This window comes from Gilliamella sp. wkB178 (assembly GCF_001690705.1).
GTDB lineage: Bacteria > Pseudomonadota > Gammaproteobacteria > Enterobacterales > Orbaceae > Gilliamella > Gilliamella apicola_K.
The window spans coordinates 55,831-70,594 of the sequence record NZ_LZGK01000013.1 but is presented as its reverse complement, the minus strand read 5'-3'; the positions used below and the strand labels follow the sequence as shown (position 1 = coordinate 70,594).

13 protein-coding genes and 1 pseudogene are annotated in these 14,764 nt (G+C 33.7%); 1 reads left to right on the top strand and 13 read right to left on the bottom strand.

The window, feature by feature from the left end; all coding sequences use genetic code 11:
* Window positions 1-439 precede the first annotated feature (439 nt).
* The 5 genes and pseudogenes from purF to accD form a co-directional block, all read right to left on the bottom strand.
* A pseudogene (gene purF, locus A9G13_RS04595) lies at window positions 440-1,847 on the bottom strand (amidophosphoribosyltransferase); the annotation flags it as partial.
* 18 nt (window positions 1,848-1,865) lie between these two features.
* The gene (locus A9G13_RS04590) at window positions 1,866-2,351 is read right to left on the bottom strand and encodes a CvpA family protein (protein WP_065557079.1); all 486 of its coding nucleotides are present in this window, start codon (window positions 2,349-2,351) and stop codon (window positions 1,866-1,868) included.
* 125 nt (window positions 2,352-2,476) lie between these two features.
* Window positions 2,477-3,073, bottom strand: a complete 597-nt coding sequence (locus A9G13_RS04585; protein ID WP_065556443.1) for an SPOR domain-containing protein — start codon at window positions 3,071-3,073, stop codon at window positions 2,477-2,479.
* 8 nt (window positions 3,074-3,081) lie between these two features.
* Window positions 3,082-4,359, bottom strand: a complete 1,278-nt coding sequence (folC, locus tag A9G13_RS04580) for a bifunctional tetrahydrofolate synthase/dihydrofolate synthase (RefSeq protein WP_141670894.1) — start codon at window positions 4,357-4,359, stop codon at window positions 3,082-3,084.
* A 3-nt stretch (window positions 4,360-4,362) separates the two neighbouring features.
* Complete coding sequence (gene accD, locus A9G13_RS04575) at window positions 4,363-5,253, bottom strand: acetyl-CoA carboxylase, carboxyltransferase subunit beta (protein WP_065556441.1); 891 nt, start codon at window positions 5,251-5,253, stop codon at window positions 4,363-4,365.
* Window positions 5,254-5,545: 292 nt separating this feature from the next.
* On the opposite strand from accD, the gene tmaR reads away from it, so the two are divergent.
* Window positions 5,546-5,866 (top strand): PTS system regulator TmaR, encoded by a 321-nt coding sequence (tmaR, locus tag A9G13_RS04570; protein ID WP_065556440.1) that lies wholly within the window; start codon window positions 5,546-5,548, stop codon window positions 5,864-5,866.
* A gap of 52 nt (window positions 5,867-5,918) precedes the next feature.
* Here tmaR and yciH read toward each other — a convergent pair whose 3' ends face one another.
* The 8 genes from yciH to A9G13_RS04530 all read right to left on the bottom strand — a co-directional run bounded on the left by yciH (window position 5,919) and on the right by A9G13_RS04530 (window position 14,697).
* Window positions 5,919-6,239, bottom strand: a complete 321-nt coding sequence (yciH, locus tag A9G13_RS04565; protein ID WP_065556439.1) for a stress response translation initiation inhibitor YciH — start codon at window positions 6,237-6,239, stop codon at window positions 5,919-5,921.
* 5 nt (window positions 6,240-6,244) lie between these two features.
* The gene (pyrF, locus tag A9G13_RS04560; protein WP_065556438.1) at window positions 6,245-6,949 is read right to left on the bottom strand and encodes an orotidine-5'-phosphate decarboxylase; all 705 of its coding nucleotides are present in this window, start codon (window positions 6,947-6,949) and stop codon (window positions 6,245-6,247) included.
* Window positions 6,950-6,980: 31 nt separating this feature from the next.
* Window positions 6,981-8,159: a GDSL-type esterase/lipase family protein gene (locus A9G13_RS04555; protein ID WP_176701947.1), complete on the bottom strand. Its 1,179-nt coding sequence runs from the start codon at window positions 8,157-8,159 to the stop codon at window positions 6,981-6,983.
* Between the two features lie 13 nt (window positions 8,160-8,172).
* Window positions 8,173-9,462, bottom strand: a complete 1,290-nt coding sequence (locus A9G13_RS04550; RefSeq protein WP_065556437.1) for an SGNH/GDSL hydrolase family protein — start codon at window positions 9,460-9,462, stop codon at window positions 8,173-8,175.
* Window positions 9,463-9,474: 12 nt separating this feature from the next.
* On the bottom strand, window positions 9,475-10,875 hold the full coding sequence (locus tag A9G13_RS04545; protein ID WP_065556436.1) for an MBOAT family O-acyltransferase: 1,401 nt from the start codon (window positions 10,873-10,875) through the stop codon (window positions 9,475-9,477).
* A 71-nt stretch (window positions 10,876-10,946) separates the two neighbouring features.
* The gene (holB, locus tag A9G13_RS04540; protein ID WP_065556435.1) at window positions 10,947-11,930 is read right to left on the bottom strand and encodes a DNA polymerase III subunit delta'; all 984 of its coding nucleotides are present in this window, start codon (window positions 11,928-11,930) and stop codon (window positions 10,947-10,949) included.
* Window positions 11,927-12,568, bottom strand: coding sequence for a dTMP kinase (tmk, locus tag A9G13_RS04535; protein WP_065556434.1), 642 nt, complete (start codon window positions 12,566-12,568; stop codon window positions 11,927-11,929). Before tmk ends, holB begins: the two co-directional genes overlap by 4 nt.
* A gap of 110 nt (window positions 12,569-12,678) precedes the next feature.
* Complete coding sequence (locus A9G13_RS04530; RefSeq protein WP_065556433.1) at window positions 12,679-14,697, bottom strand: KUP/HAK/KT family potassium transporter; 2,019 nt, start codon at window positions 14,695-14,697, stop codon at window positions 12,679-12,681.
* Between the last annotated feature and the right edge of the window lie 67 nt (window positions 14,698-14,764).

The window sequence follows — 14,764 nt, the reverse complement described above, 5'->3', positions numbered from 1 at the left end:
CTTCTTTACAAAACTAAATTTGTTATGAAGAATTTTATTACAAAAAAGTCATTTAGAAAACTATTTTTATATTTTTTTGTGATTTTTTTTAATTAATTATTTTTAATATTATTTTTCAAATAGTTAATACATTATTAAATGATAATAATTACCATCCATTTAGATTAATATATTGAATAATATTAATATTTACTTAAATCACTTATTTGTTATATTAATTAGTTTAATGAGTTTTTATTACTTGATTAAAGATAGAAATAGATAAAAAATATATTTTTATATCTATTTCTAATTTTTTTGTCATATTTTGATTGTTTACAGATAGTCTATTGTTAACCTTCATTATAAATTTCTAGGTTTTCAGACTCTTTCAGGGGAGTTTTTTGGGTGTGATCGCTACGACGTTGTTCTAATAATGAGAAATAATTATCATTAATACCTTCGGTAACATATTTACCATCAAATACTGAACATTCAAAATTTTTAATATGCGGATTTTCTGTTCTTACAGCCTCAACCAAATCATTTAAATCTTGAAAAATAAGGAGATCAGCTCCAATATCTTTAGCTATTTCATCTACAGTGCGATTATATGCAATGAGCTCGCTAGCAACCGGCATATCAATACCATATACATTTGGATATCGAATTTCTGGAGCCGCCGATGCTAAATAAACTTTTTTAGCACCTACTGAACGTACCATTTCCAATATTTGTTGTGATGTTGTTCCACGGACTATTGAATCATCAACTAATAAAACATTCTTACCTTCAAATTCAATACGATTAGCGTTAAGTTTACGCCTTACCGAAAGTTTACGAGCAGTTTGACCAGGCATAATAAAAGTTCTACCTATATAACGATTCTTGACAAATCCTTGTCGATAGGGCTTATTCAATATACGGGCAATTTCTAAGGCGGCATCACAAGAGGTTTCCGGTATTGGAATGACGACATCAATATCAATATCTTGCCATTCTCTAGCTATTTTTTGCCCCAACTTTTGCCCCATTAATATACGTGATTGATAAACTGATACACCATTCATTAACGAATCTGGTCTGGCAAAATAAACATATTCAAAAATACATGGATAATATTGTGGGTTATTAGCACATTGCTGAGAATAAAACTTTCCATCTTGGGTTATGTAGATTGCTTCACCAGGTTGTACATCGCGGATAAGTTCAAAATCTAAAATATCTAATGCCACACTTTCTGAAGCTACCATATATTCAACTTGTTGATTCTCAGTGACTCGCTTACCAATAACCAAAGGTCGAATACCATAGGGATCTCTAAATGCGATAAGACCATGCCCAATAATCATTGCCACACAAGCATAAGCACCTTTAATTATTTCATGAACATTATGTATTGCTGTAAAAATGTTATCGGCACTAAGTGGATAAGTTGGGAATTTATCAAGTTCATGGGCCAAAATATTAAGTAATACCTCTGAATCAGAATTGGTATTAATATGGCGTTTTGCCAGTTCAAATACTTTATCTCGTAATTCATCGGTATTAGTTAAATTACCATTATGAGCAAGAGTAATACCATATGGTGAATTAACATAAAACGGTTGAGCTTCAGAAGGGCTTGAACTACCGGCAGTTGGGTAACGAACATGCCCAATACCTAGTTTACCTTGTAAACGTTGCATGTGATGTTCTTGGAACACATCTTTTACTAAACCATTTGCTTTACGTAATCGGAAGCGATTTTCCTCATCAATGGTAACAATACCCGCAGCATCTTGACCACGATGTTGCAAAACATTTAATGCATCGTAAATAGATTGATTAACTGAATTACATCCAACAATACCAACAACTCCACACATACAATAATTACCTCAAAGTTAATGTACTAAAAATGAAGACGAATTTTGTATATAGTCAAAAAACCACCGAATAATAAAATGAAAATGAGGGATAAGCTGCGATTGACTCCAATAAGGTGATTGAGATAGCGGTGTAAAAGTGTCAACAAAAAACAATACAGCCGCCACAATTAAAATTCCGCGTAACACACCAAAGCAGATACCTAATACACGATCGGTACCTGATAACCCGGTTCTTTGAACTAATTCACCAATAATATAAGAAACCACCGCACACACAAGTAAAGTAACAATAAAAAGAATGGCTATTGCTACTGCATTACGCACTAAATCACTATCGAAATAAGTCAAATATTCCGTAATATAAATATAAAATCGGCTAGCAATAACAAAGGCTAATACCCAACTAATAAGAGATAAGGCCTCACGAACAAACCCCCTTACAATACTAATTAATGCAGAAAAAACAATCACACCAATAATAGTAAAATCAACCCAATTCATCATAATAATTCGCCAAATATGTTAATAAAATATTTTTATTTTAATTACTATTTATAACTTTAAATAGAACTGTTTTAATGAAATTTAAAGACAATTTACTTTTTCATTTTATATAACTATAACAACTAGTTAGCAACAATAATGCCCTTTAATTTTGTTAAATTATTCAAACTGATAATAACTTGTTCAGCTTGTTCTTTTTTAGCATAAGGGCCTACTTGTAATTTGATTAACTGATTAGGTTCCGGATTTTTAGGTATCACCCTTACGTTATAATTATTCAATCTTAAAAGCGCAACCAGTTCTTCTATTTTTTGTTTATTTTTTAATGCGGTAAGTTGAATCATATATAACTTAGAGTCTGGCTCTGATTGGGTAGTACCAGAACTTTGAACCGATGTATCAACTCCATCGGTAATGTTAGGAGATATTGTTGAATCAGAATTTTGTTCTTCATTAGGAATATAAGGGATATCAGGTAAATTATTAGTATTATTATTGGCAAAATTATTATTAGAATCATCCGTTGAAGATGTGACTTGATTTTGCTGACTAACTACATCTGGTTTTAAAATAGGAGTTGTTGATGTTCGAGTACTTGATTTATCGGTTAAAATCCATGGCGCTATAGCGGCTAAAATTAATAATAATGTTGCAAAACCGACTAGCCGATTGCGTACTCGATTCTGATTATTAGTTATGCTTTTTTGATTTTTTGACATGATTGATTTCACTTAATACTTAAAATTGCTAACACATTAGATACTGTATGAAATGAACCACATACCACGATAATATCATCTTCCTTAGCATCTTGCATCGCCTTATGATAGGCATCAGAAACAGTCTCAAAACAAGTAACATCATTTACACCATTATCCTGTAGGTATTGTTTTAAAACCTCGCCACTACATCCCCTTTCTCCATATAGTGATGCACAATACCAAACATCTCCTGGTAATACTTCTAAGGTACTTTTAATATCCTTATCCTTAAGCATACCAATAACAAGCCTCACTTTACCTACTGAAGGTTGTTCGGCTTTTAGCTGTTCAAGCTGTTTAGATAAATAATCGGCTGCATGGGGGTTATGGGCTACATCTAAAATAACTATTGGTGAAGCTTGGATTTTTTGAAACCGCCCAATTAAACTTGCTTGTGTTAATCCTTCACTAATTGCTTGTTGGCTAACTTTTAAAGTCGAATAAGTTAAGGCAGCTATGGCTGTTGCAGCATTAGCTAAAGGAACCATAGGCATAGGCAAACATTGGTACTGCTTTAATGGTGAATCAAACTGCCACTGATGTTTATCAATTTGGTGATAAGACCAATCACGATTGACCAAACAAAGTGGACAACCAATTAAATTTGCCGCCTCAAGTATTGTATTTGGTACATCTGGTTCACCAACAACTGCAATACTTTTGGGCTTAAAAATACCCGCCTTCTCACGCCCTATACTTTCCCGAGTATTACCCAAATATTCAACATGATCAATACCAATAGTCGTTATTACGGATATATCAGCATCAACAATATTAGTCGCATCCAACCGACCACCAAGCCCTACTTCTAAAATAACTACATCCAATTTTGCCTGTTTGAATTGATACAGAGCTGCTAATGTTGCATATTCAAAATAAGTTAGCGATATATCTCCACGTGATTTTTCAATTTCAGCGAACGCGTTAACTGTATCTTGCTCTGTAGATTCTTGATTATTTATTCGGACTCGTTCAGTAAATCTTAATAAGTGTGGAGAACTATAAACACCAACTCGCATTTTATCAGCAAGTAAAATCATTTCGAGCGTACGGCAAGTCGTCCCTTTACCGTTGGTACCAGCAACAGTAAATACCACGTCTGCCGGTTGTAATAAATCAAGTCGCTGAGCAACTGTCTTTACTCGATCTAACCCCAGTTCAATGGTTGTAGGATGCAGTTGCTCTAAATAACAAAGCCATGTCTGTATATCAGACATGGCATTAGGAACTTTCACTCGCATAATCAATTAAACTATCTCATTAATGGTGACATCATTAAAAGGATTTGGACGTTTCATTAACTTCGCTAATAAACTAGCAATTTTAGGGCGCATATCTTTACGATGAACAATTAAATCGATTGCACCTTTTTCTAATAAAAATTCACTACGTTGAAAACCTTCTGGCAATGTTTCCCGAACAGTTTGTTGAATAACTCGCGGCCCGGCAAAACCAATTAAGGCTTTGGGTTCAGCAATATTTATATCGCCAAGCATCGCCAAGCTAGCCGATACTCCACCCATAGTAGGATCGGTCATCACGGAAATATAAGGTAAACCTTCATCTTGCATTTTGGCAAGAATAGCACTGGTCTTTGCCATTTGCATCAAAGAAAAAAGTGCCTCTTGCATTCTGGCTCCACCACTTGTTGAAAAACAAATTAATGGGCACTTATCTGCTATAGCCTGCTCGGCAGCTCGAACAAATAATGCGCCGACTACAGAAGACATTGAGCCGCCAATGAAAGCAAACTCAAAACAAGCAACTACAACCGGAATACCAAGTAATTTACCTTTCATTACTACTAATGCTTCATTTTCATGAGTTTCTTTTTGTGCTGCAGCTAACCGATCTTTATATTTTTTTGTATCTTTAAATTTTAAAATATCTTTAGGTTTTAAATCAGATCCAATTTCAACATCCGAATCTTCATCTAAAAAACGATATAATCTAACGCGTGCAGGAATATGCATATGGTGATCACACTTAGGGCAAACTTCCAAATTACGATCAAGTTCAGCTTGGTAAATTACTTGTTCACAATTACTACACTTTGTCCAAACACCACCAGGTATATTTGCTTTTTTGTGGTCAGCCGATATATTATTTTTACTTAGAATTTTTTCGATCCAGCTCATTATAACTCTCTCAATCTGGTACTCTTTTCAAATATCAGGCTATTGTATAATACTTTGCATGAATTCTTAATAGTTGTTTTTATTTTTATCAAATTTTATTCAAGATATTTCAACATAAAGCTATGTTTTCAATTTAAAAATATTCAATATATCATAAGGGTAAACTTTCTAAATAAAAAATGATATGCCTAGTCCCTTAATCCAATCCTCATAATTAATATGACCTTAAAAAATTAATAGTATATAATTATTCAGAATTCAATTTTCCATTTTTAGAAATAAGGGGTTATAGATGGACAAGGAAAAATCAGCCGCACCATCATTTCAAGATGTATTAGAATACATTCGTTTATCACGCCGTTTAAACAAGTTAAAACGTGAAATTTCCGATAATGAGAAAAAAATCCGTGATAACCAAAAACGAGTTCTATTGCTAGAAAACTTAAGTGAATATATAAAACCGGATATGAGTTACGATGAACTGCAAGCCATTATTGCTAATATGAAAAGTGACTATGATGATCGTGTTGACGACTATATTATTAAAAATGCTGAAATCTCGAAAGAACGTCGTGAAATTAGCAAAAAAATGCGTACTTATAGATCAAATTAATTTATAAATTAATAACTCCCACTTTACCATCATGGGAGTTATACCTTCAAAATTACCCACCTGCTAATTTAACTTTAAAGCCTTTATTTTCAATTAATGACTTTAATAAATCACGTTTATCACCTTGAATTTCAATCACTCCATCTTTAACTGAGCCACCACAACCACAACGTTTTTTAAGTTCAGCCGCTAATTGTAATAATTGCTCATTATCACAATCAAATCCGGATATAACACAAACCCCTTTACCTTTCCGACCAGCAATTTGTCGTTGAATACGGATAATTCCATCCCCTTTAGCTCGCGTTATGATCGGTTCTATGGGTTTAATACGCCCCTTTTCAGTACTATAAACCAGTGGATTGTCAGACATAGTTATCAATTCTTAGTTAAATCCAAAGTAGATAAAATTAATTGCAACGCTTTAGCAGGATCCTTTGCTTGAGTAATTGGTCGCCCAATTACCAAATAATCAGAACCTGCAGCTTGCGCCCGTTGTGGTGTCATAATACGACGTTGATCATCAGGATTTGTCCCAACTGGACGAATACCTGGAGTAACGAGTTTGAAGTCGCTACCTAAACGAGTTCTAAAACTTTGCACTTCTTTAGCTGAACATACTACACCATCAAGGCCACAATTTTTTGCTAAAATAGCTAATTTAGTGGTTTGTTCAAGCGGCGAAGCATTGATACCAATTTCTTTTAAATCTGCCGATTCCATACTGGTTAATACTGTCACAGCAATTAATAATGGGGCATCCTTACCATAAGCATATAAAGCATCTTTAGCGGCTTCCATCATTCTAGAACCACCACTTGCATGTACATTAGTCATCCATACACCTAAATCAGCTGTGGCAGCTACAGCTTTTGCCACTGTATTAGGAATATCATGAAATTTAAGATCTAAAAAAATATCAAACCCTTTTTGCATAACCTTCTTAATAAATTCTGGCCCAGCATGAGTAAACAGTTCTTTACCTATTTTCAGGCGACAATCCTTAGGATCGACTCGATCAATAAAATCCCAAGCCGATTTAACATCAGCAAAATCAACAGCAACAATGATTGGTGATGACATAATTTGTATTTTCCTTTTTAATATTTAATTATCATTTATTTTTTTTAACAAATTCATTTAAATCGGCATAAAAAATTCGCGCACTTTCTTTATAACCTTGCAAGGTTTGGTGCACCAAATCTGGACGAGCAAGTCCTCTTTGCCGCCAATTCTTAATAGAATATTTGCCACCCATGGCCGCTTGCCAATCCCAAAACAATGTTTTTTCATTTTTCGCTACTTGCTTTTGGATATTTTTTATTTGCGCAAACGACTTCGGCGCATCTTTTTCATTAGCCATAGTATCTGGCGGGGATATCAACAAAATTGCTGCCTTAGGCAATGACTTGCGAATTTGACGAATATTACTGACTAAATTTTTTCGATACTCATTAAAATCTAAAGTTTCGTCAAAGCTTTCATTAGTTCCATACTCAAGTATCACCAGATCACTCTTCGATGAAGCTAATTCTTTGAACCAACTTGGGTTCCATTTTTGCCAGATGGTCTGTTTAGCTCCATTGGTAGCAATAGCAGAAACCACCACCCCGGATTGATGATTTTTAGTTAACCAAATACCACTTAACTCAACATCATTTTTACTTATAATTACTAACGGCATTTTAGAAATAACCGAAGATGTTTGCCAAACATTAGTTTTAGGAATATAACTAAAACTGATTGGATTATTGTTTACATCATAAAGCTTAAGTGAATCAGTTGAGTTTTTAAGTGTCTTAAACGTTAATTTAACCTGCCAATCCTTATTATTTAAATTGTTGGGTATGATTTGAATTGTTGCTCGATCTTTAGTTGGTTTTGCAATAAACCCACCCATAGGGAAATCTTGATTAGTTAAAGTTCTACTACTTAACACATCCCAGTTTTTAAATTTCCAATTAACAGCGGTATGGTTTTGTCCTTTTATTGAAACCGGTGTTACCCAACCAATTCCAGCATTACCATATTTTTCTTGCATCAATGTCCTAAATTCACCTGTAAAAAAATCTGCTGCCGTATGCGAATCCCCAAACTGGGTTATATTGACAACTTGATCTTTACTTTTATTACTCGTTAACGATTTTAATCTGGTAACAAATTGCTTGGCATTGGGATCACCAAAATCGATAACACCAGATACATTCGTGGTTGTTTTACTTTCTGCCACACTGCACCCGACAGTAATTGTCACTGCAAAAGCGGCAATAATATATTTTAAAAACTTAAGCACTATAGGTATCCTCTTATTCTTTAAAAGTGATTTTTTCCATAATGGCCTTTGCCAAAATTTTTTGGCCTGTTGGTGTAAAATGAATGCCATCATCAACCCTCACTTTAATTTTTTCTTTATCTGTCTCGATAAAGTTATTGAATTTTTCATAAGTACAACCTAATAAATTATTAGTTGTTAAAAAATGTTGCTTATTTTTTTCTAATTCAGATTTATATAATATATTTAAGTAAATCATACCTTCATTCAATTTCGGTTTACGCATACAAGGCGCTGCTAACCAAAGTACCTGCACATTATGCGCTCTAGCACTATTTAAAATTGTTTCTATCCGTAAACGATATTGTTCTTCCCAAAGATCAGACTTAAACTTTGCATATTTAACGTATCCTTTAACTGGAAAGTCCCAAGGATCATTAGGTCCTAAAAAAATCACCAGTAGTTTAATTGTGGGATCGGTAACCAAATTATCTTCAATGGTTTTAGGCCAATCAAAGGCACTAGGGTAAGCAAGCCCTGTACTTTGTTTACTCAAATCTAAGCTTTCAATTTTATACTGCTTGAATAACATTTTTTTGACATATGGTGCAACACCTTGCATCAATGAATCACCAGCGAAGAAAACTTTATCATGTTCCGTTAACACAATAGGAACGGGATGATCAATTAATGGCACATCTGACACTTCAGTCAAAGTAACAGCATGTTGTTCTGTGGTTAGATTTTGACTATCTATTGGTGTAGCGGTTAGCGGTTGGATACTTTTGTCTGCTATTGGTTGTTGACTATTTTCAACTTTATTTACTTCATTTACCTCAAGTTGGTTTTTACTATCCTCTTTTATAACATCCGTTTTTTCGACTGTTAATTTAGGTTTTTGTTCTTCATTAGCCGCTAATGCAACATCATTTGATTGAATTGGGGTATTATTTTCAAGCGCAGCAATATTTTGTTGATTAGTTTCATCTTCACTAATTACTTCTTCTTGTTGTTCAGTTGTTGACTCTGTGGCCGTTAAGGAATCACTATGTAAAAGATCCGAATGATAAGTCTGTTGCCAATAAATGAGTATTGATTTGTAATAGATACCCATTAATACAATAGCTGTAAATGACAATACAAATAGAATATACCTAACAGTCAAAGGTTTTTGGGTATTTACAGATAAATTGTTATGAATATTTTTTGATTTATTAGTTGGTTTAATAGCACTTTTATTCAGCGAGTTATGACGTTGCCGTTTCAAATTCGATTTAGGTCTTTTTTTATTTTTTGAAAACGATTTTCTATATATCATCATCATTAAACATCATAATTAAAAATTAGCATAAATAAAATTTGGCACCCCTGATGGTGCAATATAAATAACCAACCACAATATCAAAATAAAAACAAAAGGCAAATAACTTTGATTTAGCTTGCTAAGTTGTGTTGTGAACCAATCCGGTAAATTTTTACATATTGGATAAGCAAGATAAATAAAGCATATTATTAAAAATGCCCCAGCATAATGTGGTTCGACTGAAAAATTATGCGTTAATGCAACTAAATAATCTAACGCATCAGCAAGACTTTCACTATTAAAAAATAACCAAGTAAAACAAATATAATGCCAAGTTAATAAACGTGCAGCAAATGAGGATCGTTTAGTTAACCAATCGCGGCCAAGGTACTTATCTCCAATATTTAAGGCGACAATACCAATGCCATGACAAGCACCCCAAATTATAAAATTAATTCCCGCACCATGCCATAATCCGGAAAGAAGCATCGCAACCATGACATTAATTTGTGTTCGCGTAAAACTACGACGGTTACCACCAAGAGGAATATAAATATAATCGCGGATCCAATAAGACAAACTAATATGCCAACGCCCCCAAAACTCGCGTAAATTTAACGATAAGTAAGGGCAATTAAAGTTAATAGGTAAACGAAAACCTAATAACAAAGCAATACCTGTTACTAAATCTGTATAGCCAGAAAAGTTTAAATAAATCTGCATTGCATAAGCATAAAGCCCGACAACTAAATCAATAACATTAAACTCTAATGGATTAGCAAAGATCGGTTTAACCCAATTATCACTAATTAAGCCACCTAAACAATATACTTTAATTATCGCGAGAATAATCAAAGTAAAGGCTCGTAATGGTTCTAATATTTCCCGTGGTTCACTAATAGCAATTTGAGGTAAAAAGTCTTTAGCTCGGTTGATTGGCCCGGCAATAATACTTGGGAAGAAAGATAAAAATAACGCAAAATTCCAAAATTTAGTTACTGGTATTTCTTTCTTTTTTATCGAGACCAAATAACTGACCGAGTGAAAGGTATAAAATGAAATACCAATTGGAATTAATACCGAAACTACCGGTAATAGCAACGATATATTTAAAAAATTGAGCAGATTTTGTAGTTCATAGCGGAAAAAATCAAAATACTTAAATATAGCTAAATTAGTAATGGCCACACATATACTTAAAATTAACCATCGTCTTGCATGGTATTCTGATTTATATATCTTAATGGAAAGAAAATAAATCACACAGGTATAAATAAAAAGGATAAGTGCAAATTGCCAGCTATAACTACAAACAACTAAGTAACTGACTATTAACAATAATTTATTTTGTAATTTAGGTAATAAACGGCATCCCCAATACAAGGCGAAGAAGGCAATAAATAGCAAACCAAATTCGATAGATAAATAACTCACTACATTCCTTTTTTACTTAAACGTATACCTTTCAGGAAACATCTTTACAAATTAATTCGGAGTTTAACCGACTAATTAATCAATTCTGATTGTGCAAGTACATTATAAACAATTAATTCTTTATTTAATCCAGTCACAGAAAGTAACTGGGTTCTTGCTTGCAACCATAAATCATAAAGCGCCGTAATTTTTTCATTATTCTGCGTAGCGAGTAACCTAACTAACGGTACTTGATCACGATTAATGATAAAACGGCCAACTTTTTGTTTAGCTTTTAGCGCATCACTTAATAAAGTGCTGAACCAAATAATTCTTTCTAAAAATTGCTCATGATCAAATGTTTTTGCCAATTGCCAATAATTATTTTGTGGCAATACATGAGATAAATTATCGCAAAATTGTTTGCGTTGTTGCCATTTTTCTGGTTCTAATAATGCTAAAGCGGTTAATGGCGCATTTTCGCTCAATAATAATGCGGTGGCAAGTTCATTATCATTATACTGTTGATTATGTTGTTTTTTTAACCACTCGACAGATTGTTCTAAATTAGGGACTGCCAAAAAATAGCTGAAACAACGACTATGAATTGTAGGTAATAAGTGACTATTATGCTCATCACTTAAAATAAAATACGTTTTTTCAGGTGGTTCTTCTAACGTTTTTAGTAATGCATTGGCTGCCGCTTCCGTCATTAAAGACGCGTGTTTAATCCAAATAACCTTATTACCACCCTGCTGCGATTTTTCATAAACCTTGCTGGATATATTCCGTATCTGATCAATACCAATTGATTGTTTCCCTTGTTCATTAGTAATCACATAATAATCTGGGTGATTATTAACCCCAAATAACTGACAACTATGGCAACTTAGGCAAGGATCTAATTGGTTTGTAGATTCACACAATAATCGGTTAGCTAGTAGTTTAATTAGTTCATCTTCACCACTACCTTGAACATAATTAATTAATAAAGCATGATGAGTTCGTTGGTGTAAAATACCACTAGCCAATTGTTGATAAGGTAACTTAAGCCAAGGATAATCACTAAAATTCATACATTGCTAACCTGCTTTGATAACCATGTTGCTAAAACTTGTTCTATTTGCCTAACCACATCTTCTATCGTTTGAGCCGCATCTATAGTAATAATGGTATTATCATTTTGTGCAATTTCTTGATAACGTTGACGAATACGATTAAAAAATAATAAAGATTGCTGTTCAATCCGATCCAATTCTCCTCGAGATTTTGCTCGCATTAAACCGACTTCCGGATCAATATCCAAATATAAAGTGAGATCGGGTTTGAAATCACCTAATACTTGTTGTTTTAACATCTCAATAAACGTTTTATCAAGTTGGCGGCCGCCACCTTGATAAGCTTGGGTTGATAAGTCATGGCGATCACCAATAACCCATTTACCTAATTTTAAGGCCGGTTTAATAACATTATCAATGAGTTGTATCCGTGCAGCATATAGCATTAACAACTCGGCTTTATCGGTCAAAGGTTCGTCATCGATACCATTTTTGATAATATCTCGTAATGCCTCGGCAATGGGTGTGCCACCAGGTTCACGCGTAAATTGCAAGTCATTAATATTATGTTGCTTTAAAATACGAGCTACAGTATTTATCGCCGTGGTTTTACCCGCCCCTTCAAGCCCTTCTATGACAATAAATTTGCCGGTCATACTTATCCCTTTTGTTATTGTTAGAATAATAGACTGTAAATAATTTATGAAAGCCCCAATCTACTATTACAAACCTACTATTCTACGCTATTTTTTAATTTTTTTTAAAGTTAATCATGATCGACATCTGATTCTGTGCCAGGAATATCCAACGTCCCCGTAATTGCCATTTGTGATTGCTCAATAAGTTGTTTTAAGGTTTCACCGTCTGATTCATATTCACTGGCGATCATGGGCACAAATTCAACTAAAGTTAAAGTTGGATCAATATCAAACATTTCCGCATCCGAAGTAAATTTCTTTTTAATAAAAGCATAAATAGCCAACATTGGGCGATTAATAAAATTAACATCAACATTGCGTAATGTACGTTCAACAATTACGTATAAACTATCACCACGTTGTTCTTTTATTGAAGGGTACCTTGAGGATAAATTAACTAAATTTTGTTGTTCCATCCTAGTTGCAATTAATTGTACATATTGTTCAACATGCATATCCACTTTAAAACCAATATTTAGATCAATACGAAAAACTTTATAGGGTACTAAAACTTCAATCTGATACTCAAATTTATAAGGTTCATCCATCCGATTAATTGAAATGAACCAATATGTGTCTGCACGCTTGGGCTTACGTTCAAATAACGAATAGGTTATCTTACTCTCAACCGCGTGTAAACCTTGTGCCCGAGTTAAATAAAAAAGATGGGTAGCGGTTTTATCGATAGTTTTATCACGGCTAATTGCCACAATTTTAGCTAAATATTCCGAATCCAGCTTAACAAATGAATTATGTTCTCGTTTTAAACGGCGCCCGGTGAACCAAGAGTACATAAGAATAAAAATAAAACCAGCAATTAAAATAGACGCAAAACCACCATGGAAGAATTTTTGAATATTAGCAACAAAAAAACCGATTTCAATTAGCATGAAAAATAGTGTTAATGGCACACTATACCAAAGAGGTTTATTATTTTTCATAAAATAAAAGAATAATAATACCGTGGTCATCAACATACTTAAGGTAATAGCTAACCCATAAGCAGCTTCTAAATTAATTGAGGATTGGAAGCTCAGTACCATCAATCCCGAAAGAATAAAAAGGATATAATTTATCGATCTTATATACATCTGACCTTTAATTAAAGTTGGGTATTCAACCCGGACATTTGGCCATAAATCCAGTGACATGGCTTCACTAATAATGGTAAATGCACCACTAATTAATGCCTGACAGGCAATAAATGCAGCCAATGTTGACATGATGATGCCAATTAATCTGAACCATTCCGGCATCATCATAAAGAAAGGATTGACGTCAGGGCTAATAATTTGAGGGTTATAGATTACCCATGCAGCCTGCCCTAGGTAATTAATAATCAAACAACTTTTAACATATCCCCAAGAAATACGAATATTTTTCAACCCACAGTGACCTAAATCAGAATATAAAGCCTCTGCCCCAGTAGTACACATGAAAATTGCGCCTAAAATAACTAATGCATCAGGTGCTTCAAGAATAAATCGTAGCGCATAAATAGGGTTAAAAGCTGCCAATACATTAAAATGCGGCACTAATCGATAAAGCCCTAAAATACCCAATGTTGTAAACCAAATTGTCATCGCTATACCAAAATAACGACCCAAAGCCCCTGTTCCTAATGGTTGGATAAAAAATAAAATCGCAATTAATAATAGGGTGACCGGAATCACTGGAACATAAGGATAAATAACATTCAAACCTTCAATTGCAGTAATAATGGTGATGGCTGGAGTTATGGCACCATCCGCCAGTAAAGCAGCGGCACCAATAATAGCAATAACAAATGTCCATTGATAACGCCGGCGAATCAGAGCATATAAAGATAAAATACCACCTTCACCTTTATTATCAGCACGTAAGGTAATAATCACATATTTGAGTGTTGTTTGAATAGTTAATGTCCAAATCACACATGAAACCGCCCCCAAAATATAAAAAGGGTCAGCCCACTGATTATCAGGTAAACCATGAATGATAGACTTGAGTACATACAATGGTGAAGTACCAATATCACCATATACAATACCAATAGCACTAATAATACCAATAATTCCAACCGGAATTTTATGATTTGAATTATTCATTTCTGCTTGCAGTAAAATATTTTTCAGCGAAACTTAGCATAAGATAGATAATTTAAGCAATATAAAG

Excerpts from the sequence above, each read along its gene's own strand:
- A9G13_RS04590 (WP_065557079.1), bottom strand. The coding sequence starts at position 2,351 with ATGAATTGGGTTGATTTTACTATTATTGGTGTGATTGTTTTTTCTGCA.
- A9G13_RS04585 (WP_065556443.1), bottom strand. The coding sequence starts at position 3,073 with ATGTCAAAAAATCAAAAAAGCATAACTAATAATCAGAATCGAGTACGC.
- accD (WP_065556441.1), bottom strand. The coding sequence starts at position 5,253 with ATGAGCTGGATCGAAAAAATTCTAAGTAAAAATAATATATCGGCTGAC.
- tmaR (WP_065556440.1), top strand. The coding sequence starts at position 5,546 with ATGGACAAGGAAAAATCAGCCGCACCATCATTTCAAGATGTATTAGAA.
- yciH (WP_065556439.1), bottom strand. The coding sequence starts at position 6,239 with ATGTCTGACAATCCACTGGTTTATAGTACTGAAAAGGGGCGTATTAAA.
- pyrF (WP_065556438.1), bottom strand. The coding sequence starts at position 6,949 with ATGTCATCACCAATCATTGTTGCTGTTGATTTTGCTGATGTTAAATCG.
- A9G13_RS04550 (WP_065556437.1), bottom strand. The coding sequence starts at position 9,462 with ATGATGATGATATATAGAAAATCGTTTTCAAAAAATAAAAAAAGACCT.
- holB (WP_065556435.1), bottom strand. The coding sequence starts at position 11,930 with ATGAATTTTAGTGATTATCCTTGGCTTAAGTTACCTTATCAACAATTG.
- tmk (WP_065556434.1), bottom strand. The coding sequence starts at position 12,568 with ATGACCGGCAAATTTATTGTCATAGAAGGGCTTGAAGGGGCGGGTAAA.
- A9G13_RS04530 (WP_065556433.1), bottom strand. The coding sequence starts at position 14,697 with ATGAATAATTCAAATCATAAAATTCCGGTTGGAATTATTGGTATTATT.